General features: G+C 45.4%; 26 protein-coding genes. 15 read left to right on the plus strand and 11 right to left on the minus strand.

Going from position 1 to position 26,091, the window contains the following annotated elements:
- From ctaD to C9J12_RS06620, 3 genes are read left to right on the plus strand one after another with little or no spacing between them, the layout of a single operon-like run.
- Window positions 1–1,665 carry a cytochrome c oxidase subunit I gene (ctaD, locus tag C9J12_RS06610; protein WP_107241999.1) on the plus strand — a complete coding sequence of 555 codons (1,665 nt, stop codon included), beginning with the start codon at window positions 1–3 and terminating at the stop codon, window positions 1,663–1,665.
- A gap of 55 nt (window positions 1,666–1,720) precedes the next feature.
- Complete coding sequence (locus tag C9J12_RS06615) at window positions 1,721–2,311, plus strand: cytochrome c oxidase assembly protein (RefSeq protein ID WP_107242000.1); 591 nt, start codon at window positions 1,721–1,723, stop codon at window positions 2,309–2,311.
- Between the two features lie 19 nt (window positions 2,312–2,330).
- Complete coding sequence (locus tag C9J12_RS06620) at window positions 2,331–3,248, plus strand: cytochrome c oxidase subunit 3 (RefSeq protein ID WP_107242001.1); 918 nt, start codon at window positions 2,331–2,333, stop codon at window positions 3,246–3,248.
- 66 nt (window positions 3,249–3,314) lie between these two features.
- On the opposite strand, the gene C9J12_RS06625 is transcribed toward C9J12_RS06620, so the two are convergent.
- A complete protein-coding gene (locus tag C9J12_RS06625) occupies window positions 3,315–3,536 on the minus strand; it encodes a DUF2909 domain-containing protein (protein ID WP_107242002.1) in 222 nt (73 codons plus the stop codon).
- 26 nt (window positions 3,537–3,562) lie between these two features.
- Here C9J12_RS06625 and C9J12_RS06630 point away from each other — a divergent pair, with 26 nt between their 5' ends.
- The 6 genes from C9J12_RS06630 to C9J12_RS06655 all read left to right on the plus strand — a co-directional run bounded on the left by C9J12_RS06630 (window position 3,563) and on the right by C9J12_RS06655 (window position 8,849).
- Window positions 3,563–4,255 carry an SURF1 family protein gene (locus C9J12_RS06630; protein ID WP_107242003.1) on the plus strand — a complete coding sequence of 231 codons (693 nt, stop codon included), beginning with the start codon at window positions 3,563–3,565 and terminating at the stop codon, window positions 4,253–4,255.
- Between the two features lie 33 nt (window positions 4,256–4,288).
- A complete protein-coding gene (locus C9J12_RS06635; protein ID WP_107242004.1) occupies window positions 4,289–4,852 on the plus strand; it encodes a cytochrome oxidase in 564 nt (187 codons plus the stop codon).
- A gap of 57 nt (window positions 4,853–4,909) precedes the next feature.
- Complete coding sequence (locus C9J12_RS06640) at window positions 4,910–5,971, plus strand: COX15/CtaA family protein (RefSeq protein ID WP_107242005.1); 1,062 nt, start codon at window positions 4,910–4,912, stop codon at window positions 5,969–5,971.
- Window positions 5,964–6,914 carry a heme o synthase gene (gene cyoE, locus C9J12_RS06645; RefSeq protein ID WP_107242006.1) on the plus strand — a complete coding sequence of 317 codons (951 nt, stop codon included), beginning with the start codon at window positions 5,964–5,966 and terminating at the stop codon, window positions 6,912–6,914. The genes C9J12_RS06640 and cyoE overlap by 8 nt, the downstream gene beginning before the upstream one ends.
- A 97-nt stretch (window positions 6,915–7,011) precedes the next feature.
- On the plus strand, window positions 7,012–8,361 hold the full coding sequence (gene dinF, locus C9J12_RS06650; protein WP_107242007.1) for an MATE family efflux transporter DinF: 1,350 nt from the start codon (window positions 7,012–7,014) through the stop codon (window positions 8,359–8,361).
- Between the two features lie 140 nt (window positions 8,362–8,501).
- Entirely contained in the window at window positions 8,502–8,849 is a 348-nt protein-coding gene (locus C9J12_RS06655) for a 3D domain-containing protein (RefSeq protein WP_407675673.1), read from the plus strand.
- 144 nt (window positions 8,850–8,993) lie between these two features.
- Here the strand turns inward: C9J12_RS06655 and nfuA are convergent, their stop codons facing one another.
- On the minus strand, window positions 8,994–9,578 hold the full coding sequence (gene nfuA / locus C9J12_RS06660; RefSeq protein ID WP_193944647.1) for a Fe-S biogenesis protein NfuA: 585 nt from the start codon (window positions 9,576–9,578) through the stop codon (window positions 8,994–8,996).
- A gap of 117 nt (window positions 9,579–9,695) precedes the next feature.
- The gene (locus C9J12_RS06665; protein WP_107242010.1) at window positions 9,696–10,409 is read right to left on the minus strand and encodes a ComF family protein; all 714 of its coding nucleotides are present in this window, start codon (window positions 10,407–10,409) and stop codon (window positions 9,696–9,698) included.
- Between the two features lie 59 nt (window positions 10,410–10,468).
- Here C9J12_RS06665 and bioH point away from each other — a divergent pair, with 59 nt between their 5' ends.
- From bioH to C9J12_RS06680, 3 genes are all read left to right on the plus strand, one after another.
- Window positions 10,469–11,233: a pimeloyl-ACP methyl ester esterase BioH gene (bioH, locus tag C9J12_RS06670; protein WP_107242011.1), complete on the plus strand. Its 765-nt coding sequence runs from the start codon at window positions 10,469–10,471 to the stop codon at window positions 11,231–11,233.
- 106 nt (window positions 11,234–11,339) lie between these two features.
- Entirely contained in the window at window positions 11,340–11,720 is a 381-nt protein-coding gene (locus tag C9J12_RS06675) for a hypothetical protein (protein ID WP_107242012.1), read from the plus strand.
- Between the two features lie 76 nt (window positions 11,721–11,796).
- The gene (locus C9J12_RS06680; RefSeq protein ID WP_107242013.1) at window positions 11,797–12,261 is read left to right on the plus strand and encodes an ATP-dependent Lon protease; all 465 of its coding nucleotides are present in this window, start codon (window positions 11,797–11,799) and stop codon (window positions 12,259–12,261) included.
- A gap of 112 nt (window positions 12,262–12,373) precedes the next feature.
- Here C9J12_RS06680 and C9J12_RS06685 read toward each other — a convergent pair whose 3' ends face one another.
- The 7 genes from C9J12_RS06685 to C9J12_RS06715 form a co-directional block, all read right to left on the minus strand.
- Complete coding sequence (locus C9J12_RS06685; RefSeq protein WP_107242014.1) at window positions 12,374–14,728, minus strand: Tex family protein; 2,355 nt, start codon at window positions 14,726–14,728, stop codon at window positions 12,374–12,376.
- A 193-nt stretch (window positions 14,729–14,921) separates the two neighbouring features.
- The gene (locus C9J12_RS06690) at window positions 14,922–15,659 is read right to left on the minus strand and encodes a DUF3726 domain-containing protein (RefSeq protein WP_107242015.1); all 738 of its coding nucleotides are present in this window, start codon (window positions 15,657–15,659) and stop codon (window positions 14,922–14,924) included.
- The gene (locus C9J12_RS06695; protein ID WP_107242016.1) at window positions 15,656–17,356 is read right to left on the minus strand and encodes a hypothetical protein; all 1,701 of its coding nucleotides are present in this window, start codon (window positions 17,354–17,356) and stop codon (window positions 15,656–15,658) included. Before C9J12_RS06695 ends, C9J12_RS06690 begins: the two co-directional genes overlap by 4 nt.
- Before the next feature lie 95 nt (window positions 17,357–17,451).
- Window positions 17,452–19,014, minus strand: a complete 1,563-nt coding sequence (locus tag C9J12_RS06700; protein WP_107242017.1) for a BCCT family transporter — start codon at window positions 19,012–19,014, stop codon at window positions 17,452–17,454.
- A 95-nt stretch (window positions 19,015–19,109) separates the two neighbouring features.
- Entirely contained in the window at window positions 19,110–20,099 is a 990-nt protein-coding gene (locus tag C9J12_RS06705) for a membrane dipeptidase (RefSeq protein ID WP_107242018.1), read from the minus strand.
- Window positions 20,100–20,109: 10 nt separating this feature from the next.
- Entirely contained in the window at window positions 20,110–21,558 is a 1,449-nt protein-coding gene (locus tag C9J12_RS06710; RefSeq protein ID WP_107242019.1) for an aldehyde dehydrogenase family protein, read from the minus strand.
- A gap of 95 nt (window positions 21,559–21,653) precedes the next feature.
- Window positions 21,654–22,046, minus strand: a complete 393-nt coding sequence (locus tag C9J12_RS06715) for a RidA family protein (protein ID WP_107242020.1) — start codon at window positions 22,044–22,046, stop codon at window positions 21,654–21,656.
- 167 nt (window positions 22,047–22,213) lie between these two features.
- On the opposite strand from C9J12_RS06715, the gene C9J12_RS06720 reads away from it, so the two are divergent.
- Window positions 22,214–23,116, plus strand: a complete 903-nt coding sequence (locus C9J12_RS06720; protein WP_107242021.1) for a LysR family transcriptional regulator — start codon at window positions 22,214–22,216, stop codon at window positions 23,114–23,116.
- A gap of 139 nt (window positions 23,117–23,255) precedes the next feature.
- On the opposite strand, the gene greB is transcribed toward C9J12_RS06720, so the two are convergent.
- The gene (greB, locus tag C9J12_RS06725) at window positions 23,256–23,726 is read right to left on the minus strand and encodes a transcription elongation factor GreB (RefSeq protein WP_107242022.1); all 471 of its coding nucleotides are present in this window, start codon (window positions 23,724–23,726) and stop codon (window positions 23,256–23,258) included.
- Window positions 23,727–24,022: 296 nt separating this feature from the next.
- Here greB and ompR point away from each other — a divergent pair, with 296 nt between their 5' ends.
- The gene (gene ompR, locus C9J12_RS06730) at window positions 24,023–24,742 is read left to right on the plus strand and encodes an osmolarity response regulator transcription factor OmpR (protein WP_006233304.1); all 720 of its coding nucleotides are present in this window, start codon (window positions 24,023–24,025) and stop codon (window positions 24,740–24,742) included.
- 3 nt (window positions 24,743–24,745) lie between these two features.
- A complete protein-coding gene (envZ, locus tag C9J12_RS06735; protein WP_107242023.1) occupies window positions 24,746–26,077 on the plus strand; it encodes a two-component system sensor histidine kinase EnvZ in 1,332 nt (443 codons plus the stop codon).
- Window positions 26,078–26,091 lie beyond the last annotated feature (14 nt).

Genomic DNA, 26,091 nt, shown 5'->3' on the forward strand with positions numbered 1-26,091 from the left:
ATGACGGATATGTTACGAGAAGAAGTTAAAACTGACGTTGAAGACAGCAACTCAAACAGCAGTATCTTAGAAGACGGCTCGTTAAAGAACGGTTTTTCAGATGATCAACATTCACAACACCATCATCAACCTACCGGTTTTAAACGCTGGCTGTTTACGACCAATCATAAAGATATTGGTTCGTTATATTTAATCTTCAGTTTTGCCATGTTTTTAACTGGCGGAGCGATGGCAATGGTAATTCGAGCTGAACTATTTCAGCCCGGATTACAATTAGTTGAACCCAACTTCTTTAATCAAATGACCACTGTCCATGGCTTGATCATGGTCTTTGGTGCTGTAATGCCGGCTTTTACTGGGCTGGCTAACTGGATGATTCCAATGATGATTGGTGCGCCAGATATGGCGTTACCAAGAATGAATAACTGGAGCTTCTGGATTCTACCGTTTGCATTTACGTTGTTGCTATCATCGCTGTTTATGGAAGGGGGCGGTCCTAATTTTGGTTGGACGTTCTACGCACCACTGTCGACCATGTATAGTCCTGCTAGTACGGGGTTATTTGTTTTTTCTATTCATATCATGGGGATAAGTTCAATTATGGGGGCGATCAATGTGATTGTGACCATTATTAACTTACGAGCTCCGGGTATGACTTACATGAAAATGCCTTTGTTCGTATGGACGTGGCTGATCACTGCTTTCTTATTAATTGCCGTTATGCCCGTATTGGCGGGTGCCGTAACCATGATACTGACTGATAAATATTTCGGGACGAGTTTCTTTAATGCGGCGGGTGGCGGCGATCCGGTGATGTTCCAGCATATCTTCTGGTTCTTTGGTCATCCCGAAGTCTACATCATGATTTTGCCGAGTTTCGGTATTATTTCGGCCATTATTCCTGCCTTTTCGCGTAAAAAACTCTTTGGCTATAGCTCAATGGTGTATGCAACCGCGTCGATTGCCGGGTTAAGTTTTCTGGTGTGGGCACACCACATGTTTACTACAGGTATGCCCGTGGCGGCTGAACTGTTCTTTATGTATTGCACCATGTTGATCTCGGTGCCTACTGGGGTGAAAGTCTTTAATTGGGTGGCGACAATGTGGCGAGGCTCGTTGACCTTTGAAGTGCCGATGTTATTTGCTATCGCCTTTATTGTCTTGTTCACCATAGGCGGATTCTCTGGGCTGATGCTGGCCATTACCCCTGCTGACTTTCAATATCACGATACTTACTTTGTGGTTGCTCATTTCCATTACGTTCTGGTGTCGGGTGCCATCTTCTCCATCATGGCTGCGGCGTATTATTGGATGCCTAAATGGACGGGATATATGTTCGATGAACGGCTGGCTAAATGGCACTTTTGGTGCTCTGTCGTATCGGTGAACATTCTATTCTTCCCTATGCATTTTCTTGGGCTTGCGGGTATGCCACGTCGAATCCCTGATTATGCCCTGCAATTCGCCGATGTGAATGCGGTAGTCAGTATTGGCGGTTTTATGTTTGGTTTATCTCAACTGATTTTCTTGGCGGTCGTGATTAAGTGTATTCGTGGTGGTGAGCCAGCAGCAGCAAAACCATGGGAAGGGGCTGAAGGGTTGGAGTGGACGGTCGCTTCACCTGCACCTCATCATACATTTTCAACACCACCCAAAATTGATTAGCCCTATTATTCGCTTCATTGATTTAATCTGTTGGTGAACTTCGCAGGGATACGTTATGAGTAGCTCAGAAAAGAAAGCAGAGCAGAAATCCAGTACAGAGCTAGATGTAAAACAGCAGCGTAAAAAGCGGTCTTTTTGGTCTTTAATATTGATGTCTGTCGCCATGTTTGGCTTCGCTTTTGCTTTAGTGCCGCTCTATGACGTGTTTTGTGATCTCACGGGAATTAACGGTAAAACGGCAAATACGCCAACGGAACAGAGCCAGCGTATTGTCAGTGAACGTGAGGTGACGGTGGAGTTTGTGGCTTATATCAGTCCGGGGATGCAGTGGACATTTGAACCGCAAATTACCCGTATTGTGGTGAATCCGGGTGAAACGAAAACCATAAAATATGCTGCTCGTAACCTGACCGCGACCGCATCAATAGGGCAGGCTGTGCCGTCGGTTTCTCCAGGTTTAGCTGCTCGTTATTTTAATAAGATCGAATGCTTTTGCTTTAACCATCAGCCTTTAGAGGCAGGGGAATCGGCAGAGTTGCCCTTAGTGTTCTATATCGATCCTGACCTACCAGAAGATATAAACACATTAACTTTGGCTTATACCTTATATAACGCACAGCCTGCGGGCACAGCGCTAACGCAATGAAAAAAAAGAGGTTGTAAAGATGTCTAATCCTTACAGTGAACATGAATCGTCTCTTCCTGAGCAATCAGCGAATAAACCCCATGAACATTATTATGTACCTGATGCCAGCATATGGCCGATTGTCGGGGCTATTGCTTTATTTCTGATCGCGTTAGGGGCTGGTGCAACGGTCGGTGATTTGTTCAATGGACAAGGACCGTGGATTTTACTGACCGGTGTTGGTTTAATTCTTTTTATGCTGACGGGTTGGTTTCGAGATGTGATTCAAGAATCGATGGGGGGCTTGTATAGTTCACAGATGGATCGTTCATTTCGCCAAGGTATGAGTTGGTTTATTTTCTCTGAAGTGATGTTTTTCTTTGCCTTTTTTGGCGTGCTATTTTATGCCCGCATGATTTCAGTGCCTTGGTTGGGTGGGGCTGGGAATAATGAAATGACGAATTTAGTGCTGTGGCCAGAATTTGTCGCACACTGGCCATTGATTAAAACCCCCGACGGCAGCGAAACTCAAGCTATGGGGCCTATCGGTTTGCCTTTATACAACACCATGATTTTATTAGTTTCATCTGTCACGGTGCATATTGCGCATACGGCCTTAGAGACAAACAACCGTAAACGGCTGACCTTATTCTTGTTGTTAACCGTTCTGCTTGGCAGTTTGTTTGTTTACTTGCAAGGCGTGGAATATATCCATGCTTATCAAGAAATGGACTTAACACTCGATTCTGGGGTGTATGGCAATACATTTTTCTTGCTCACTGGTTTTCACGGGCTGCATGTCACCTTAGGTACGATCATGCTATTCGTGGTGTGGTGCCGTATTTTAAAAGGACACTTTACGCCGCATCAGCATTTTGCTTTTCAAGCAGGCGCTTGGTATTGGCACTTTGTCGATGTGGTTTGGCTGTGCTTATTTATTTTCGTCTATATTTTATAGCAAGTGTTGCAGCTAAGATTTACTTGTTGGCAATTAAATTCGGCTCATTAATTATCGGCTCATTAATTAATAGGGGCGAGGGTTCGGTTCAATAATCCCCGTGGTTATTGCCAGTAATAATAGGGCAAAGATAAAAACGGACAGAAGAAGACGACGGCCAAGGAAGTGCGACATCGGTTTATTGGATGATAATGGCTCAGCCTTGCTCTTAAGCATCATTGGCAATGCTCGAAATAGGTTCAGCACAATAAATATTAATAGGCAGACGATGGTGGCTTTAATGAGCATGGCGTCTCCAAGGGTGAAAGGTAAGTATGCGAAGGATTGGTTTCATACTTTTTACTTTGGCGGTAATGACGACATTGGTCAAGTTGGGTCTGTGGCAAATGTCGCGTGCGCAAGAAAAAGAAGCATTGAATATTGCCTTAGAACGTCGCAGCGAACAGGTTTACTACAGCCTTGCCAGCTTACCTGCTGACCCCCGTTGGTATGGGTTAACCCTTCATGGCAAGTTTGAACATAGCAAAGCCGTGTTACTTGATAATCAACTGTATCGAGGTCGCCCTGGTTATCACTTGCTCTATCCTTTTGCGGTGGATGATGGGTGGTTTTTAGTGAACCTCGGTTGGATTGCAGCTCCGCAATATCGTGAGCAATTACCAGTACTGCCTGAGCACCATGGCGAGCTTAAAATTACAGGCATTATTGCAAAGCCGTCACAACTTATTGAGCTGTCAGCTGAGTCACTGGATTTTGATTGGCCGTTAAGGGTTCAAAATCTACATATGGATGAATTATCAACGGTTATGAATCTGCCCCTCCAGCCGTGGATATTACAAATTGAGCCTGACAGCCCTGTCGCTTTACAGCAAACATGGACCCCCGTGGTAATGGGGCCACAAAAACATTACGCCTATGCATTGCAATGGTTTTTGTTAGCTATCGCTGTGTCAGGTTTAGCGTTCTGGTGGTTAAAACTACCAAGCACGGGTCACCGTCAGGAATGATATTTTCGAGATACCGCTATAAAGGGATGTTAAATGAAAAAAAATAGGATGTTGCTGTTATTACTCGGTGTCTTTGTTTTGCCGTTTTTATTGGCAAAAACCGTACTAGACTTAAATTGGTATCAAGGTGGTGTGACGAATCGCGGGCAGCTATTAGCGTCACCACTCACCGCAGAATGGTTAAGTGAGCCAGAGACGTGGCAATTAGTGTATTTGTTACCTGAATCGTGTGATGAAAAATGTGAGGGTGCATTATTTAATTTACGCCAAGTACCACAAGCGATAGGGGCCTATAAAGATCGCGTAAACAGTGTGGTGTTGATTACTGATGGTTTGCAACGAAATGGTAAAGTTGTTGATGAAAAAATAATTAATGAAGAACAAATGAATGGGTTGGAACTCATCGCCATTTCTCAGCAGGTTGTTTCACAAATAAAAACACTGGAATTTGGTATGAATGCGATCTATATCGCTGACCCATTGGGTAACGTCATGATGGCGTATCCTTTGGTAACAGGGCAGGCTGAGATTCTAGCGCAGGGAAAAGATGTTTTACGTGATCTTAAACGGCTATTAAAGCTCTCGAGAATCGGTTAAATCCCAGTATATAGATACCAAAGTAGGTCGATTTGATAGGCACAAGGAATGGAGCCGATGCAATTATTTAGCTTTAAATCTCTTATCTATTTTACTTTTCTTCTTTCTCTTTGTGTTATCGCCTTAGGCGCTTATACCCGTTTGACTGAAGCTGGCTTAGGCTGTCCAGATTGGCCTGGCTGTTACGGTTTTATTTCGGTCCCCCAAAGCACTGAACAGCAATTGGCCGCACAACAAATTTTCCCCTCTGCGCCGCTAGAGGTTGAAAAAGCATGGAATGAAATGGTGCATCGTTACTTTGCAGGTAGTTTAGGCATATTAATTTTACTGATTAATGTGCTGGCTTGGCGACGCAAATACGCCCCCAAATTATTGCCTGCTTTATTGTTAGTCACTGTTATTTTTCAGGCCTTGCTTGGTATGTGGACGGTCACCATGGCACTGATGCCTATTGTGGTGATGGGGCATTTATTAGGCGGCTTTACCACTGCTTCTTTATTATTGCTATTGGTACTGAGAGTCCGGCAACAAGATCGTAAATCTACCTCTATTTTTTCTTCAATGTTGCATTCACCGCGGTCATCTTCAAGTTATTTAAAAGTATTAGCATTGGGTGCGTTATTTGTGGTGATGGGTCAGATTGCGTTGGGCGGGTGGACAGCTGCGAATTATGCCGCAGTGACGTGTACTCAATTGCCTGTGTGTGAAGGTGATTGGCAAGGTAATTTTGACCCAACGGCATTTGAACCGATTCAACCTGTTCATGATAGCTATCAATATGGGGTGCTTAACTATCATCAACGTGTATCGATTCATGTTGCTCATCGAATAGGAGCGATGGTGACCACGGCAATATTAATATTATTGATTGGTTTTTTGCTACGTACCGCTGGGTTACGAAAATATGGACTCACCCTCACTGCTGCGTTAATTGTGCAAGTGAGTTTAGGGATCACGAATATTGTGGCGAGCTTACCTTTGCTGGTCGCTGTGGGGCATAACGTAATGGGTGTCGTTTTATTATTGAGTATTGTTGCAACCAATTATCGTATCTATTGCGGGCAACAAACTCTGCAAGGATCGCATCTATTTGCACGGGAGGGCAGAAATCATGGCTAAATCACAAGCGTTAGGTAATGCACCGCTAACATCAACGGTAGCCGAAAATGCGACAACAAGAAGCACTTCCCAGCCAAGTGTATGGCGCGATTATCTCACGATGACGAAGCCCAAAGTGGTGGCCATGTTGTTGCTGACCGCACTGGTTGGTATGTGTTTAGCGGTACCGGGTGTTCCCCCGGCAAAAGCGGTTATCTTGGGTTTGATCGGTATTGGTTTTCAATCAGCGGCCGCGGCCGCTTTTAATCATGTTTTAGATCGCCGCTTTGATACTCAGATGGCGCGAACCTATAACCGGCCATTAGCGAAAGGGCGCATTGAAACGTGGAAAGCCGTTGTGTTTGCTTCTACGTTAATGGTGGCGGGTTTTGTTATCTTGCTTGAATTGAATGCACTAACGGCTTGGTTAACCATGGCCAGTTTAGTGGGGTATGCGGTGGTTTATACCGTGTGGTTAAAGCATGCGACACCGCAAAATATTGTCATCGGCGGTATTGCTGGTGCTGCGCCACCATTGCTCGGTTGGACAGCGGTAACCGGGCAGTTAGATCCTCACGCCTTGTTATTGGTCATGTTGGTTTTTACCTGGACGCCACCTCATTTTTGGGCACTTGCTATCCATCGTCGTGATGACTATGCCAAAGCGGGTATTCCTATGTTACCTGTTACCCATGGCATTGAATTTACGAAAACCATGGTGCTGTTATACACCGTTATGTTGTTTATCGTTGGTCTATTACCTTGGCTAACGGGAATGAGCGGTGGTGTCTATTTAGTGGGGAGTAGCTTATTGAATCTAGGGTTTATCGGCTATGCATTGAAGTTGAAGTTTGCAGATTCAAAGGGGCATGCCTGGGCCACCTTTAAGTATTCAATTTGGCATTTGTTAGCCCTGTTCGTGGTCTTACTTGGCGATCATTGGATAACGTCTTTGATGTTCTGATTTATCTGCTGCTGATGGCTGTTGTCATTGGCAACAACTCGCTACACTGTGCTGCTATTTTAAGCAAATCCCTACCGTTATCCGTTTGAGGTTCACAGTGCTAGCAGCATTAAGAGACAAGTCGCTCCATTTCCAAGTTTTTGCGTTAGCCATTCCTATGGTGTTGTCCAACATTACCGTGCCTTTGCTTGGGCTGGTTGATGCTGCTGTGATTGGTCATCTCGATCATGCGTGGTATTTAGGGGGTGTTGCTGTGGGCGGCACCATGATTAACATGACGTTTTGGTTGCTTGGCTTTTTGCGGATGGCAACAACGGGTATTTGTGCGCAAGCGTACGGTGCCCATGATAAAGAAGCACAAGCCGGTACATTTGTGCAGGGAATGGCATTAGCTTGGTTGTTGGCATTGTTACTTATTGTGTTTCATCAGCCAGTTGCCACTTTGATTTTCCATTTCAGCACTGCCAGTGCAGAAGTGAAAATGTACGCAGAGCAGTATTTTTCAATCCGTATTTGGGGTGCGCCAGCTGCTTTGGCAAACTTTGTGATTATGGGCTGGTTGCTCGGGACTCAAAACGCCAAATCACCCATGTGGTTATTGATTGTGACGAACCTAGTCAATATCGGCTTGGATGTTTTGTTTGTTCTTGGTTTTGGTTGGAAAGTGCAAGGGGCCGCTGTCGCTTCTGTTATTGCCGATTACAGTGGCATGTTACTGGGCTTATGGTTTGTATCTCGTCAGTGGATTGCCCATTCGTTACCTGCCATACGTGAAAAATTAGGCAGTGTACGTCATGGCATGGGGCGTTTATTGAAGCTAAACCGCGATATCTTTTTACGCAGCTTATGTTTACAGCTGACCTTTGTGTTTATGACTTTTCAAGGGGCGACGTTAGGCGACAACGTGGTGGCGGCGAATGCCGTATTAATGAGCTTTTTGATGTTGGTCTCTTACGCAATGGATGGCTTTGCCTATGCGATGGAAGCACTGGTTGGTAAAGCAGTTGGGGCGAAAAATCGTGATGAACTTAGCCGCTATTTAGTGGGAACAACGTTTTGGAGTGTGATAATTTCCTTGGTGCTAACATTTACATTCAGTGTCTTTGGTCGAGAAATTATAGGGCTGATTTCTAATATTCCGGCAGTTCAGCAAGAAGCAATGCGCTTTTTACCTTGGTTAGCAGCATTCCCTTTAGTCGCGATGTGGTGTTTTTTACTGGATGGTATTTTTATAGGGGCAACGCGCGGCAAAGAAATGCGCAACAGTATGTTTATTGCGATGTGTTTTTTCTTTGCCATTTGGTGGATGCTTAATAGTTACGGCAATCATGCCCTGTGGGCAGCCATGTTAGGATTTATGGCAATGCGTGGAATTGGGTTGGCTGTAATATTTTCTTACCAATGGCAAAAAAATATTTTTCTGTCTCCGGCGAGTGCAAACAATTAGTTAGAAATATTCAACTGATATTGATTCTTTTTACAACAAAAAATGCTATTCATTTAGTTATTGATCTGTTTAAAATGTGCACAATTGTTAAACAGGTGATATCAATGAAACGAACGATTTGGGTGTTTTTACTGGCGGTAATGTCATTAGGCTGGGGAACAAATGCACTGGCAAGTAGTGTAAAGAACCTTAAAGTAACAGCGACGGCATATAACTCAGTAAGAGCACAAACCAACGCTAATCCATCCATTGCGGCTTGGGGCGATAGATTAAAACCAGGAATGAAGGTGATTGCAGTATCGCGTGATCTTCTAGGTATGGGGCTGACTCACGGCGCTAAAGTGAAGATTTCAGGCTTGCCGGGTGAATATACCGTTATGGATAAAATGAATAAGCGTTGGACGCGTAAAATTGATATCTATATGGGTAAAGATATTCAAGCAGCCAAGAATTGGGGACGTCGTAATGTCACCATCACCTTAATCTAAATAATGATGTTGGGTCACAGTAGATTAGATTGATTTACTGACCGCTGAATAATAAAAAAAGCCGCTTAATGCGGCTTTTTTTTGTAGCAGGAATAAGGACTTTTTGTCGTTATTCTCTCGCGACTACGTTAAAGGGAACTTAACTTAGTAGTACGAGTGCTCGCCACGTGCGTGTTCAGTGATATCACGAACACCTGTCAGTTCACCTGCGAACTGAGCAAGAAGTTCTTTTTCGATACCTTCTTTCAACGTCACATCAACCATTGAACAACCGTTACAACCACCACCAAACTGGAGGATTGCGACGCCGTCTTCAGTGATTTCAGCTAGAGATACGTTACCGCCATGACCCGCTAACTGTGGGTTAACTTGAGTCTGGATTGCGTAATCAACGCGCTCCATTAGCGTTGCGTCGTCAGACACTTTACGTACTTTAGCGTTAGGCGCTTTAAGGGTTAGCTGTGAGCCCATTTTGTCGGTAACAAAATCGATTTCAGCATCATCCAAGAAAGGCAGACTTAGTTCATCAAGGTAAGCATCAAATAGCGCTAACTCGATTTTAGTATCGCTCGCTTCAACCGCTTCTGGTGGACAATAAGACACACCACACTCAGCATTTTGAGTACCTGGGTTTACCACGAAGACACGGATATTTGTACCCTCAGGCTGCTGGGCAAGAAGCTTGCCGAAGTGCTGCTGAGCGCTTTCAGTAATAGTGATCATAGACACGACGTAATACCTGACCTATTTAGTAAGATTTAATCTATTCTACTCTTAGACGTACTTTCTATCACCCCTTAATCTTCGTAACCATGTTTTCGTCACCAATTTTGCTGACTTTCACGATCATTTAATTGAGGGCGTATAGCAAATACAGTAGACATCAACCCGCTCAACACCGTTATTCAGGAGCAAACGGGTGAGTTCGGCAACCGTGCTACCCGTTGTCACAACATCATCGACAATCGCGACATGCTTGGGTAACGACTTTATCTTAAGTATAAAGGCTTGGTGAACATTTTTCTTCCGTTCGTTTTTAGTGAGTTGTTTTTGCACCTTGGTATAGCGTTGGCGTTTGAAGCCATCGGCGATACATTGGCTATTTGTGGTCTCGGCGATTGCCCACGCTAAATGTGCACTTTGATTGAAACCACGATTAAAGCGCCTTGTTGCATGTAACGGCACAGGTAAAATCAAAGGAGCGGGTTGGTCAATCGATAAGACGAATTGATCAGCCAGTGGTTTGGCTAACCAAAATTTACCGTTGAATTTAAGTTGATGGATAATCTGTTTGAGTGGGAAATCGTACTCGCCTAATCGATAGAGACGATGCCACGGCGGAGGCGAACGTAAACACTGCCCGCATTGTGCTACAGGGTTGACGGTGGTGGTACCGCACCTTGCGCAGTATGGTGGTTGAGGGAAATGGGCGATGCAATGTCGACACCATATCGACTCATTGTTCGACAGGGGCAATTGGCATAGCTGACATTGCTGGTTGATCCATCGATGCTGATTGAATTTAAGAACCATTGATCTTAGCGATGAAACGGATAACATCCTTGCCATCCTTATAAGGTAAGTGTTTTCGACAATGTGATTTAAAAAAGGAAGTGTAAATGACAACGGCGCTACATTGGCAAACTGAAGGGCAAGGTTCGGATCTGGTTCTCATTCATGGTTGGGGAATGAATGGCGCGGTGTGGCAGCAATTATTGCCATTACTGACTCCTTTTTATCGCGTGCACTGGGTTGATATGCCGGGTTACGGTCACAGTCATGATATCTCTGCCGATAGTATTGAAGAAATGGCACAACTGTTGCTTGATAAATCACCAATATCTGCAACGTGGTTAGGTTGGTCATTGGGCGGTTTAGTGGCAACACAAGCGGCTTTACTGGCACCAGAGCGTGTTACTCGTTTAGTTACAGTAGCAAGTTCACCACGTTTTGCAGCTGAAGGCACATGGCGAGGCATTCAGCCTCAGGTCTTAGATGATTTTCGACGTCAACTCGGTGATGACTTTCAATTGACCGTCGAGCGATTTCTAGCGCTACAAGCAATGGGTAGCCCAACAGCAAGACAAGATATCAAATTGCTAAAGCAAGCGGTGTTATCACGGCCACAGCCTAATCCTGAAGCTTTATCAATAGGGCTCAGATTACTGGCTGATGTTGATTTACGCGCACAGTTAGGTGGTATAACCCAACCATGGTTACGCTTATATGGGCGGTTAGATGTTTTGGTTCCCGCTAAAGTGGCGAAAGATATGGACCAATTAGCGCCTCAGTCTTGTCGGCAGATCTTTGCCGCAGCGTCGCATGCACCCTTTATTTCTCACCCAGAGGAGTTCGTGCAAACGCTGAAAGATTTCATCAAATAAGGCTGATTATGTCGTGTGTATAGGGAATTGGTGATTAAAAGTTAAACTTTTTGATTGTTTTGCCGATAGGGATTTTAATGGAGTTACTCTATTTACGAGAGGCCATATGACAATAGGAAGTGTAGGGAATAGTTCAACGTATTCTCCGGCAACATTACAAACCTCAACTGCGGGGGGGGTAAAAACGGATGCCGAAAAATCACAGGCTGATAATGCCAGTGTGAGTAAAGCTGCGGGTACAACAGTGAGTATCTCTGATGATGCAAAACGTAAGTTGGCCGCTGAAGCGGATACACAAACACAAGCTAAAAAAAATGTAGATGGCACGGTAGAAGAAGACAGCAGTGTCGCAGAATCTTTTGCTTATGGTGCATTGGGGATGGATCATCCTGATGAAGTAAAAACCAACTCCGATGATTTTTATACTGCGGGACAAGTACTTTCGGCGATAGGAACTGTAGCAACGGTATTACTTGCCATCGCCTAAACCGCTCGCTTAGGTATATACTCATGATCTTGATATATAGCGATCGCGTTTTACAAGGATATGGTAATACCACAGTATGATTTTTTCGCCAGCCAATGCTGGAGCGCCGATTGTTGCTCCCTCTGTTAATCCGCCAACCGAACAGGCTGCGCGGGATAACCGTGTGCGTGAAAAAATTGTTCCTCCTACTCAAGCGGCAGAGTCTCCCCGTGAAAAGCCGCTAAGCAGCGAAGAAAAACAGTTTAAAAAGCCAGCATGGGATCCGAGTGAGCACCCAGATTACAGTGAGCTGCCTGAGACCATTGAAAAACAGTATGGCTATCAAGATGAATTTGAACTGTTAGTAAAAGCCCTATCTGCCGATAGCTACATGGCGCCAGTGACCGAACTCGGTTATTCAATGCACATTAAACTGCCGCGAGAAATACTGGATCAGCTTGAGCAAATCAGTAATAACGAACGGACAAAAGGGGTCGTGGCTCACCGTTATGCACAAGCGACGGTGCCTAATCCGCCGACTGAATACTTAGTGGTACTGTAAGCCATTTACTTTATAGCCTTTTGACCAATCTCTTTACTGCATCTTGATTACGCAATAAAAAAGCCAGTATTTTCATACTGACTCTCTTCTTATTGTTAAGGCTTATATGGGTTTATTTCTTCGCTTTGGCAAATGCCGCGGCAAACGCACCACCCATAGCTCCGCCTGCTGAGTTATTACCTTGGTTACTCTTTGGGTTATTACTACTACCTCGATTATTACTCTGTGCATTATGGTTTGCAGTGCTGCGTGCTTGGTTTTGCTGTGGCTTACGAGCGAGTTTTTCTTGTCCCGGTTCGTCGCTCATGCGCATCGACATGGCAATACGTTTACGTTGCAAGTCCACTTCCATCACTTTGACCTTCACCACATCACCGGCTTTAACGACTTCACGTGGGTCAGAGATGAATTTATCTGATAGCGCGGAAATATGTACCAAACCATCTTGGTGAACACCGACATCAACGAAGGCACCAAAGTTAGTCACGTTGGTAATAACACCTTCTAGAATCATACCTGGTATTAAGTCTTTTACTTCGTTAACACCTTCAGCAAACGTGGCCGTTTTGAATTCAGGACGCGGATCGCGACCGGGCTTATCAAGCTCGCTGATAATATCGGTAACCGTTGGTAGGCCAAACTTTTCATCAGTATAGTCAGCAGCATTTAGGCTACGTAAAAATTCTGTGTTACCAATGATGGCATCCATCGCTTTGCTGTTATTCGCGGCAATGGTTTTCACTACAGCATACGATTCAGGGTGAACCGCCGAGCTATCGAGTGGGTTTTTACCATTCATGATTCGTAAGAAACCCGCACACTGTTCAAAAGCTTTTGGCCCCAAACGTGCGACTTTTTTCAAGGTAGTACGGCTTTCGAAACGGCCGTGCTCATCACGATAGTCAACCACATTCTGCGCCATGGTTTTGGTTAAGCCTGCCACTCGTGTTAGTAGGGCTGCTGATGCCGTATTTACATCTACACCCACGCCGTTTACACAGTCTTCCACGACAGCATCAAGACGTTTAGCCAACATGCTTTGGCTTACATCATGCTGATATTGACCGACACCAATGGCTTTAGGATCAATTTTCACCAGTTCTGCCAACGGATCTTGTAGGCGGCGACCAATTGAGACGGCACCACGGATCGTTACATCCAGATCAGGGAATTCATTGGCTGCAAGCTCAGAGGCCGAATAAACCGATGCGCCTGCTTCGCTGACCATGACACTTTGAATTTTGAGGTTGTTGTCTTTTAAGATCTTGGCAACAAAGGCATCTGTTTCACGTGAAGCAGTTCCGTTACCGATAGCAATTAAGTTGACTTGGTGTTTGTTTAATAAGGCTAAAACTGCTGCCTCAGATTGTGCAACTTGACGCTGTGGCTGGTGTGGGTAAATGGTGGCGATATCGACTAATTTACCCGTGGTATCGATCACCGCAACTTTACAGCCTGTACGTAAACCTGGGTCGAGTGCCAATGTGGTACGTGGACCTGCTGGTGCCGCCATCAGCAAATCACTCAGGTTGTCAGCAAAGACCTGCATAGCACCGTCTTCGGCTTTTTCACGCAATGCACTCATTAGTTCGGTTTCCATGTGCATTAATATTTTAATGCGCCATGCCCAGCTAATGACTTGCTTACGCCATGCATCGGCGGGTTGTGTACCGAGTTTGACGCCATAATGATCAGCAATAATGATTTCACAGTAAGAGCCGCGTACGCCTTCTTCTTGATTAGGATCTGCGTTTAAAGACAGTTGCAGGAAGCCTTCATTACGACCACGGAACATGGCGAGCGCACGGTGTGATGGTACGTTTTTGAGTCGTTCATTATGCTCGAAATAATCTTTAAACTTCGCGCCTTCTTGTTCTTTGCCTGCCACCATGCGCGAGGTGAACTCGGCATTGGTTTGCAGCTGATGGCGGATCTTATGCAGCAGGGCGGCATCTTCAGCAAAACGCTCCATTAAGATGGCACGCGCGCCATCGAGTGCCGCTTTGGTATCAGCAATGTTTTTGTCTGCATTGATATATTGAGCCGCTGTTGCTTCTGGATCGTTAGTTGGTTGCTGCCACAGTGTATCGGCAAGCGGTTCTAAACCGGCTTCTATCGCGATCTGTCCTTTGGTGCGGCGCTTTTGTTTATAAGGCAGGTACAGATCTTCTAAGCGTGTTTTGCTGTCAGCCGAATTAATCTCAGCTTCCAATTGTGGGGTTAGTTTTCCTTGCTCGGTAATTGCTTTAAGGATGGTCTTGCGGCGATCATCCATTTCACGCAAGTACCCTAGGCGGGATTCCAGATTACGTAGCTGAGTATCATCCAGCCCGTTGGTGACTTCTTTACGGTAACGCGAAATAAAAGGAACCGTATTACCGTCATCTAACAGAGTGACTGCGGCTGTAACTTGCTCAAGGCGAACATTCAGTTCGCTGGCAATCATCTGATTGATAGAGTTGCTCATCCGTTGGTATCTCTTGGTTGCCATAAACTATGCACTGTATTCTACGGAGGATTCTGGTGGTGACAAGGTATGGCATGTTAAGAGTGTGTCAGTGCCCAGCTTCTCGGTAAGAAAAAGCCAGCAAACGATTAATCTTGCTGGCAGGCTGGTTTGTTTTTATTCGTTAGGCTTTAAAATCAACAGTACTGCGGTGTTATGCACAGGGCAGATGAGATTCACCTGCGCCAAGGCGTGAAGCATCACTGGATTCAACTAAAATGCCCCCCGCCGTTTGCTTGATCTTGAGCCAGTCAGATTTCTTCACCGTCACACCATGTTGCCAAGCATGCTGTTTTGCAGCGGCGAGGCTGGCAGATGAAATGTGCTGATGGTGCTCTGTCACTGTCGGTTGTGGAATAGGCGTTTTGCTGATTTCTATCGTCAAAGAGTGCTTATTCATTGTCGGATCAGCCGTTGAGAGGTAAATATCAGGCAAGATGTACCCCGCATTCAGTACATACACCACATGTTTAGGATCACTACCGTTATACCACTGCGCTTTTACCGATAGGCCTTTACCAGCCAGTTTGACCAGCTCACCAAAGGCTAGCCAGCGATTATGGCATTGCTCAATGTGTAAGGTAATTGTGGGCTTGTCGACCAGCTTTTCAATGGTGTAATCCAATAAGGTCGGTAAGTGGCATAAGATACTGCACCCGTGCAGATTCGCCGTCAGCTGCGAGCCTGTAAAAGCATCAACCTGTACAGGGCCATCGTTTTCATTTTTCATGAAGGCGAGGGCATTCACAAAATGTTGGACACCATTTAGCCCGGCCATTTCTAAATCAGCCACCATATTGGCGATCATGTCTGATTCACCACAATGTCGGTGCAATCCATCGAAGGCTTTGGCACTGAGTACGACCAATTCGTTATGTGATACTTGCATCATGCTTGTGCCTCCGGTGTTGATTCAGTGTTTGTGGGCAATAGTGGGAATAACCACTCTTGGTCGTGAATTTCGTCAGTTAAAGGAGCCCCTTGGAAGAAGGTGACTCGCACCCAACGATCTGATCGAGGGTCAAACTTTGTGGCGCCAAACATCGCTAACTTGCAACGTAATAGGTGCATTGGTAAGGCATGTTGGTTTAAGACATTCATTTGAATATCACCCATCGGGCAATGCCCGAGAGTCCATGCGCGACGGGCAATAGAACGATATTGTGGCTGATGTAGCAGAAACTCAGCCAAGGTTTGCGATGGTTCTACGGCAGCCAATGCAGCATGTAAACGATAAACCTGACGCGCGATATCGAGGGCTAACTCACGATCATCACCGGGTTCTTCACCACGAATCCCCATTCTTGGTTCTTCTTTGTCTTCAGAGCGGTACCAAAACCAATAGCTATTTTCGGCAGAGGAAAAGTCGATATCTAGTGCCCAGCGGTAGCGTTCTTTCAATACTTCCGTCAGTTTTTGAACGGTAATTCCGGGGGCCAATGCCAGTGTTTCATCGGCATTCATGCTGTTTTCGTGACTATCAACTAATTCTGGATACAGCTCCATGATGCACGAAATAGTTATTTCTTGGGCTTCGTTACAGTATTGCTGGTTATCTTCAATTAGCTGTTTCCATAGCCACTTCTTTTGTTGAGCTGCAGTGATTTTAGCCATGATATTGTGAATGTCACTGATCGCTTCTGCGTTCAATTTTTGTTGATGTTCGTTAATGGTGACAACTTGCGAAAGGTGCGCAATGGCACGGTGCAATAATGGAGAAATAGTGTTGTTGGCAACAGGCGTAATAGTGCATGCAGATACTGCTGCAAGGGCTTTTTCGCGTTCTGACAACCATTGATCGACAATACGCGGATGACGAATTAGGTAAGGTGCCATGCCAAGCCCTGTTGCATTACCTACGCCTAAATAACGCTGTAATGGACGAGCCAGCTGAGCGGCTTTAGTACCACCTTTCTGTTTCGCTAAGAAGTGCACCCAATCAAGACTGAATTGGCGCAACATATAGACTGCGCACATTTGAGCGCTGAAAGAGAGATTGAAATCTGGGTTTTCGTCTAAAATCTCAAAATCAGCAATGCCAAATTTACCGTTACCATACACCGCCGTGGTGCGCAGGATATAGCCAACATCAGCTAAGACTTGTGAGTCAGGTTGTTGCCCTTCAGCCAGCGAGGAGACTAAATGATCAAAGACCCGCACACTTTTATTGGCGCGAGCAAGCACCAATACTTGGCTTGAGTTACGGCCTGCTTCTTGGAGTGGCACATTGTTTTGTAACTGGCTTAAAAATGCTTTATCAATATCACCCTGTACCAGTGCAAACGTTACATCCCACTTTTCAGCGATCACGCGGTCGTTACGGTCTTCATCGGCAATAGCATCAGAAAACACCACTAAATGGTAGTGATGGTTTGGCGTCTCTAAGCGGTATACCGCCACCCCAAACCCTTGTTCGGAAATATCCCATTGAACTTGAGATACAGCCCATTTCTGATTAGCCATACGACGGATCAAACTACGTACAAAACTGATACGACTCTGATGCATTGCTCCCAATCGTTCTGGCGCCATTACCGTATCTGGGTGGCGTAACTGTGATTGGGTTCCAGTACAACGATGTGCATCCATATTGCTCACCATGATTCTATTATTTGAGTTTTAGTCACTCATTATTGATAAAGGCAGCAAGGTTCACTGCCCGACCTAAGTAGATAAGTTGCGCGTTATAAACCTTGTTCCTTTGCCATCTCCCTTGCCATTTTTGGGGCATTCCACAGCGATGGCAACAAGATAAGAGAAACGGGGACTGCAGTGATGACGATAAAAGACTGCAATGCCGAGACGCCACCTGAGCCTAAGGAGATTAGGATGAGTGCTGTTACTCCCATCATCACTCCCCAAAATATACGAATAGCAGCATTTGGCTCGGTGTCGCCACTGACCACCACACTGATGGTGTAGGTCATTGAGTCGCCAGTTGTGACAATGAAGATCGTCGTAAGAATAAGAAATAGAATCGAGACAATTAATGGGAACGGCAGTTGTTGAGTAATGGCGAGTAGGGCGGCAGGAAGGTTGAAACCTTCGAAAGCTTTACTGACGGAACCTGGATCGGCCATTTCAAATGCAACGCCAGAACCACCGACGACTGTAAACCAGAAGCAAGTAATAATCGGCGCGATGACACTCACCGCCATCACTAATTGACGGATAGTACGACCACGCGAAATACGGGCAATAAAGATCGCCATCATAGGGCCATAACCGATGAACCAGCCCCAGAAGAATACTGTCCACCAGCTTAGCCAACCTTCATCACCGCGGTAGGTTGCCATCGGAATGAAGTTGTCGATCATGCTGCCGACACCTTGAATGTAACTATTTACAATGAAATTTGTAGGGCCAACAATCATGATGTAGGCCATTAAACCAACCGCTAAAATGATGTTATAGCGACTCAGAATTTGAATCCCGCGATTCAGACCGCTTAAGGCTGATAAGGTATAAATCGCAATCGCACAAAGGATCACGATAAATTGGGTGGTAAAGCCATCTGGAATATCAAATAGCGCATTTAATGCAAAGCTGATTTGTAACCCTAGGAACCCGATTGGGCCGATTGTTCCCGCGGCGACAGCAACAATGCAACAAGCATCAATCATTGCACCGGTTAAACCTGTTAATGCACGTTTACCTAGAATGGGGTAGAGCAAAGTACGCGGCTGCAGTGGTAATCCTTTATCGTAGTGCAGATGCATTAATACAATTGAGGTTAAGCTGCCAAGAATGGCCCATGCGAGGAATCCCCAGTGCATAAATGATTGTGATAAGGCATTAATTGCATTTTGTTGAGGGCTTTCTTGTGCCCCGAACAATGGTGGCGGGCTCATATAGTGAGCGATAGGCTCGGCGGCAGCCCAGAATACTCCGCCTCCTGCAAGCAGGGTACATAGGATGATCGCCATCCAACGGAAACCATCTATTTCAGGCTTATCAAGCGCGCCTAAGCGAACGTGTCCGGTATGGCCTACGGCTAAAACGAGGCTGATCAAAAAAGTAAGTAATAATAATACTTGCCAATAAGGACCAAAAATTGTCACCGACCAAGAAAAGCCAGTATTGACTAACTCTGAGAGTAAAGCATTGTCGTACAATGCAAGCATGACAAAAAGGGCAATAAACCCACCGCTCATCCATAAGGCGGGGTTATCGAGCCCGAGTTTTTCGGCTGTCGATTGTGGTGTTGGAATATGTTCAGCTTTTACAGCATTGGTGAAGTCGGACATTGTGTATCTCCAGGCGTCGTTATTGGTATTGCTTGGACAAAATGTTTGCTATAGGCCTGCTTAAGGCAATTATTATGCGCAGGCCATGATTGAGTTTAGCTGACTGGTGTTAAGCCATCCTGTAAGAAGTTGAACCAGTTTCCTCCCATGACTTGGCTGCTTTCAGTTTCGCTAAAGCCTTGTTGTATCAAGCCGTGGTAAATGTTTTCCATTCCCTTGCTGTCACAAAACCACGGAAGTGCATCAGGCCAGCCTGAATTACTTGACGAGCCCTCACCGTAGTCCATGGCTTTCGACCAACGACCATTTCGCATCCACTCCAGCACTTCTTGTGGTTGGTTCAGGCATAAATCACTGCCGATAGCGAGATGATCTACGCCAATTAATTCGGCGCTATCTGCGACCATTTGGCAAAATGTTTCTAAGGTACATTGGCTGCTATTGGGTAAGTGAAACGGGTACAAACTAAATCCAATCAAACCGCCGCGATTGGCTAATGATTGAATAACTTCATTCGATTTATTTCGTAACGCTGGGTGCGCAAAATTCGGGTTTGCATGGCTGATACAAATCGGGCGAGAAGATATGTCGATAGCTTCTAGCGTTGAGCGTTCAGCACTGTGAGACATATCCACAATCATTCCCACTCGATTCATCTCGGCAATCGCTTGTTTACCAAAACGCGTCACACCTGCATCTTCTTGCTCATAACATCCTGTCGCCAGTAGACTCTGGTTGTTATAAGTCAGCTGCATGATCAGCAACCCTTGTTGGCGCATCACACTGATCAGGCCTATTTCATCATCAATCGGTGAGCAGTTTTGCGCACCAAGGAAAATACCGACTCGCCCGGTTGCTTTGGCTGTGGTGACATCTTCCATGCTCATAATCGGCATAATGAGATCACTGTTGTGCTCAAAACGAAGATTCCATTCTGCAAAGCGCGTTAAGGTTTCGCGTGCTGTTTCGTGGTAAACCACCGTGGCATGAACAGCGGTAATGCCGCTCGCTTTCAGTGTTTCAAAATACGCGCGATCCCAATTGCAATACTGCAAACCATCAATAATGATACGATCCTGATACATAAGACGTTCCTTAGTAAGGGCGCTGGTACGCGGTTTTCACAATGGTGTAGAACTCTTTTGCGTACTGACCTTGTTCACGAGGGCCAAAGCTTGATTGTTTACGGCCACCAAACGGCACGTGATAATCCGTTCCTGCTGTTGGTAGGTTCACCATGACACAGCCTGTTTGTGCTTGTTGCTTGAACAATGCGCTGGTGCGCAGGCTTTGCGTGATGATGCCGCCTGTTAAGCCAAAGCGTGTATCGTTGACTGTGGCAATTGCTTCCTCGAGATCGTTGACGCGAATGACACTCGCCATCGGAGCGAAGACTTCTTCTTGGTTTACATCCCAACCGTTTTTCGTATTCAAGAACAAGGTCGGTGACATGTAGTAACCTTCGTGTTCTAGGTTAAGCTGCTCGCCACCAAAGGCTAACTCAGCACCGTGACCTCGAGCTTTATCTATCCATGACATGTTTGATGCGAGTTGTTTGTCATCCACAACTGGCCCCATGAACACGCCATCTTGCAGGGCGTGACCAATCTTTAATGTGCTCATGCGTTTGATTAAGGCATCAACGTACGCATCATGAATGCTATTGAGTACGACTAAGCGAGAAGAAGCGGTACATTTCTGACCTGCACCCGAAAATGAACCCATAATCGTGGCTTCAACAGCAGTATGAATATCGGCATCATCAGCGATGACCAAGGCATTTTTACTGCCCATTTCTAACTGACAACGAACAAAGTTAGGTGCTGTTGCGATAGCGACTTTCCGGCCTGTATCGACTGAACCTGTGAAGCTAACGGCATTAATCTGGTCTGAATTAATTAGGGTATTACCGACTTCAGAACCGCTGCCTAGTACCAAGTTAAATGTACCGGCAGGTAAACCTTGGCGATGAATGATTTCAGTTAATGCAACAGCACTTGCTGGAGTAAGGTTGGCTGGCTTCCAGATCACACTGTTACCAAAGGCCAGCGCAGGGGCAATTTTCCATGCTGCCGTTGCGGTTGGGAAATTCCAAGGAGAGATGATCGCGACAACGCCGACGGCTTCGCGGCTCACTTCTACCGATACCCCTGGGCGAGTCGATTGGGCGAGATCGCCCATTTGGCGCAGTACTTCAGCCGCATAGTACTGGAAGAATTGACCTGCACGGAATATTTCACCACGGCCTTCGGCAAACGGTTTGCCCTCTTCGCTTGAGAGCAAGGAGCCTAATTCATCACAACGGGTAATAAGCTCATCACCGATTGCTTGCAATACTTTTTGCTTGTGCTCTAACGGGGTTTTTTCCCATTCAGGCTGCGCTGTTTTAGCCGCATCAATCGCTTGCTGCACTTGCTGTTGGCTTGCTTGTGCAAAATTACCTAATTGCTGAGAGATATCTGAAGGGTTGATGTTGGCTACAGTAGAGATACCTGATTGCCATTCACCAGCAATGTAGAGGGCTTTTTCAGCTTCAAATGTCATGAGAAATCCTTGTTATGTGGCGTAATTTAATTAGGGCGATTCTTTACGTTTTGCGTAATGTTCTTGCTGCTTCGCGTTAATGCCGCGAAGGCTATTTATGAGTCGACGGCAGCGTAAACCACGAGCTCAACCAGCATTTCTTCACGCGCTAAACCTGCTACAACAACGGCTGCACGGTTAGGGAAAGGGGCGTTGAAGTATTCTGCGTAGACTTGGTTGACGGTCGCAAGATAGCTGCGGTCGGTAACATAGATCAGTACTTGTAATACCGCATCGGTAGAAACGCCTGCGCATTCAAGGGTATGAACCAGGTTATTCATGGTTTGGCGTGTTTGCGCCTCGATACCACCTTCAACAACGACACCTTGCTGATCAATTGGGATTTGCGCTGTATACAATGTGCCGTTATTCACGACAGCCCACTCTAAGGGTGCTTTAGATGCGAAGAGCTCTGTTTTTACAGGTGTTTTGGCTAGTTGGGCTGGCATAGGTCATTCCGTTATGTTGCGTATATGTTTCAATGTGGTTAAATCATGCACAAAAAATAGTGATAAATCTAACGCTTTATTTTTGACAATTGATAAGTTTTATTTATCAATAGAAGGAGGATGAAGCTCGGCTACTCACAAACGGGTGATAAAGGATACGTAGAGAAATGGATATTAAGCTGCAGCAGTTAAAATATTTTGTACTGGTAGTGGATGAAGGGGGATTTCGTGCTGCATCCAGCAAGGCAAACCGATCCCAAGCTGCCTTATCGACGGCAGTGAAAGAACTCGAGAAAATTCTGGGGCAGACCTTGTTTGAAGCGGGGCATAAAGTGAAGCTCACTCCGTTTGGCGAAATATGTTTGCCCAAGATCCGGCAGTTCTTAAATCATTATCAGAGTTTGACGTGTGATCTGAGTGCGGCAGCGGTTGGGCAATTAGGACAAGTGCGTATTGGCAGTGTTCCTTCCGTTGCGGCTAAGCTGATCCCGAAAGTATTAGCGGCTTTTACGGCATGTCACCCACAGGTGGAAGTGTCGTTAATTGATGATAATGCGGCTGGTGTTGAGCTGCGGTTGCTAGCTGGCGAGGTTGACCTTGCACTGGGGAACTGCTTGCATATTAATGATAGCCGTATTGATTTTACGCCTTTAATTTCAGACCCATTAGGTGTGGTGTGTTTATCTGACCATCCGCTAGCAGCGTTTAAAAATGGACTGGCGTGGCAGCAGCTTGAAGCCTATCCGTTTATAAAAAATGGCACCTGCACATTATTGGCGCCGACCCCCGCACGGGTATTGGCAGAAAGTGCCTTGTATTCGGTTGAAAATATTACCTCATTATTTTCAGTACTAGAGTTGGGTATCGGTATTACCACCTTGCCTAAACTCGCTTTTCCGACCGATGTGAAAACATTAGTGTGGATCCCATTGATTGACCCCGTTGTTGAGCGGGAAATTGGCATTTTTCGATTGTTAGATCGCCATATTTCACCCCAAGCACATGCTTTTTTTACCTTATGTCAGCAAGAGCTAATGTGCCAGCAAGAGTTAAAGAGTGAAGGTAAGTAAAGTGGTGTGATGTGACATCAAGAAAAACCTCATACTGTGCTAACTATCAGCCTGCTCAATGATTACATCGGGCAGTGCTGTTCTGGTGGTTTCGATAATGTTGGTTTTGTGAGGTTTATCCGATTGTTGTTGGTTCTAATTACGCATAGCGAATCGTATTTACAAACCACAGCTTCTTGCCCTGGGGGGTCACCACTTCAAACTCTTCATCTATCTCTTTCTTTAATAACGCGCGTGCCATTGGGGAATCAATCGAAATGTAGTCATTCCTGCCATAGATTTCATCTGGACCAACGATACGGAATGCTTTCTGCTCGGCTTCTTCATTTTCAATTTCAACAAATGCGCCAAAAAATACTTTGCCATCTTGCTGAGGGGAGTAATCGACGACTTTGACGATTTCAAGCCGTTTTCGTAAATAACGTACTCGGCGGTCGATTTCCCGTAGGCGCTTTTTATTGTATTGATAGTCAGCATTTTCACTACGGTCACCTAGGCTTGCAGCCCAAGTGACTTTCTTGGTTATCTCTGGACGTTCTTCTCGCCAAAGGAAATCGAGCTCTTTTTTGAGTTTGTCATAACCTTCACGGGTAATTAAATTGGTTTTCATGGTTCGTCCTGTACCTTCATCGAGTATTTCGCAGATTGATTTAGATAATTTTTACATTCTGGTTCATAGTATGGATAGCGATTTAGAAATTTTCTATCCTTTAAGGTAACTTAGGTACTGTTTCATTTGTGGCCATATGTGCTAAACGTATGTAAAAAGCATTGATGAGCAATAAACAGACATACCCAGTTACAATTTACGGTTACATTTAGCGGCGAAATTAAGCTTCTGTCAGGTTGACTCGAGTAAGATACGCACACAACTCGATAACACGATCGATGCAGGTAAGGTGAGATATGCAGGAAAATTATAAAATTCTGGTTGTTGATGACGACATGCGTTTACGCGCATTATTAGAACGTTACTTGTCGGAACAAGGTTTCCAAGTACGTAGCGTCGCAAACGGCGAGCAAATGGACCGCTTGTTATCCCGTGAAACATTCCACTTAATGGTGCTAGATTTAATGCTACCAGGTGAAGATGGCTTATCTATTTGTCGTCGCTTACGTAATGCCAATAGTGTGCTACCGATTTTAATGCTAACCGCAAAAGGCGATGAAGTTGATCGTATTGTGGGGTTAGAAGTTGGCGCAGATGATTATTTGCCAAAACCGTTTAATCCGCGTGAACTACTGGCTCGTATTCGTGCCGTGTTACGCCGCCAGACGATTGAAGCACCTGGTGCCCCAAGTATTGATAGCAAAATCGTTGAGTTTGGTGAATTCCGTTTGAATCTAGGTACGCGCGAGATGTTCCGTGGGGAAGAGCCTATGCCGCTAACCTCTGGCGAATTTGCGGTATTAAAAGCGTTAGTGACCAATTCACGTGAACCTATGTCGCGTGATAAATTAATGAATATGGCGCGTGGTCGTGAATATTCTGCGATGGAACGTTCTATTGATGTGCAGATCTCTCGTTTACGCCGAATGGTTGAAGAAGATCCAAGTCGCCCTCGTTATATTCAAACAGTATGGGGTTTAGGTTACGTCTTCGTTCCCGATGGCAACGAGAAGTAAACCATGCGAATTTCTCCCCGCAGTACATTTACCCGTACGCTTGTTCTATTATCTGGCTTGCTTATAGCAAGTCAGATTTTCTCGTATTTGACCGTGCTTAATTACGCCCTTCTTCCTAGCTTGCAGCAATTTAATCGTATTATTGCGTATGAAGTGCGCTTGATGTTGCAAGAGGATCTGGATCTGGATCTCGATGACGGTGAAATTTTCCACCTCGAACAGCCAGTGCGTCGCCAGTTGCTGGCTCAACTTGGCGTGACATTGCATTCAATCGATGACCCTGATCTTAAAGAATATAACAGTGCCACAGAAATCGAGTATCTCAGTGAAGAAATGTCTGAGGAACTTGATGCTAAAACGGAAGTACGTTTAGTGCTGGGTGCTGAAAGTTATGTGTTGTGGATGAAATGTGATGCGATGCCTGGTTACCTTATGCGGATCCCATTATCGGAACTGCAAGAAGAAGACTTCTCACCGCTGTTTCGTTATAGCCTGATTATTGCCTTTATGGTGATTGCGGGGGGCTGGTTATTTATTCGGATGCAAAACAGACCGTTGGTTGAGTTAGAGCGGGCTGCATTATTAGTTGCTCGTGGCGAGATCCCTCCTATTTTACCTGAACAAGGGGCGTCAGAGGTCCGCGCGGTAACCAAGGCCTTTAACCAGATGGCTGAAGGGATTAAACAGCTTGAAGATGATCGTGCTTTATTATTGGCGGGCGTTAGCCATGATTTACGCACACCGTTAACCCGTATTCGCTTAGCCACTGAAATGATGTCGCCAGAAGACAGTTATTTAGCCGATGGCATGACCAAAGACACAGAAGAGTGTAATGAGATCATTAGTCAGTTTATGGACTATCTTAAATCAACCAAAAAGCCAGCAATGGAAATTATTGATCTGAATGACTTGTTACAAGAAGTCGCAGAGAGTGAAGGCGGGTACGAGAACGAAGTTGAACTCGGGTTGAGTGATACTCCGGGACGCATTGAGGCGAATGCTGTCGCGATGAAACGCTGTGTTGCTAATTTAGTGGTGAATGCCCTTCGCTATGGCAATGGCTGGGTTAAAATTTCAAGTGGTACATCCGCAGATCGAAAATTAGCATGGTATTGTGTGGAAGATAATGGGCCTGGGATCCAAGAAGATCAGGTCTCTCGTATGTTCCAACCTTTAACCCGTGGTGATTCTGCTCGTGGCAGTGATGCTGAAGGTACCGGGTTAGGTTTAGCAATAGTAAAACGGATTATCGACCAACACGATGGGGTGATTACCGTGACTAATCGTCGTGACGGTGGTTTGAAAGTCCAGATCACCTTGCCTTTGGTTAAGTAAAATCAAAAGGTAAG

The organism is Photobacterium frigidiphilum, from assembly GCF_003025615.1.
Classification (GTDB): Bacteria; Pseudomonadota; Gammaproteobacteria; order Enterobacterales; family Vibrionaceae; genus Photobacterium; species Photobacterium frigidiphilum.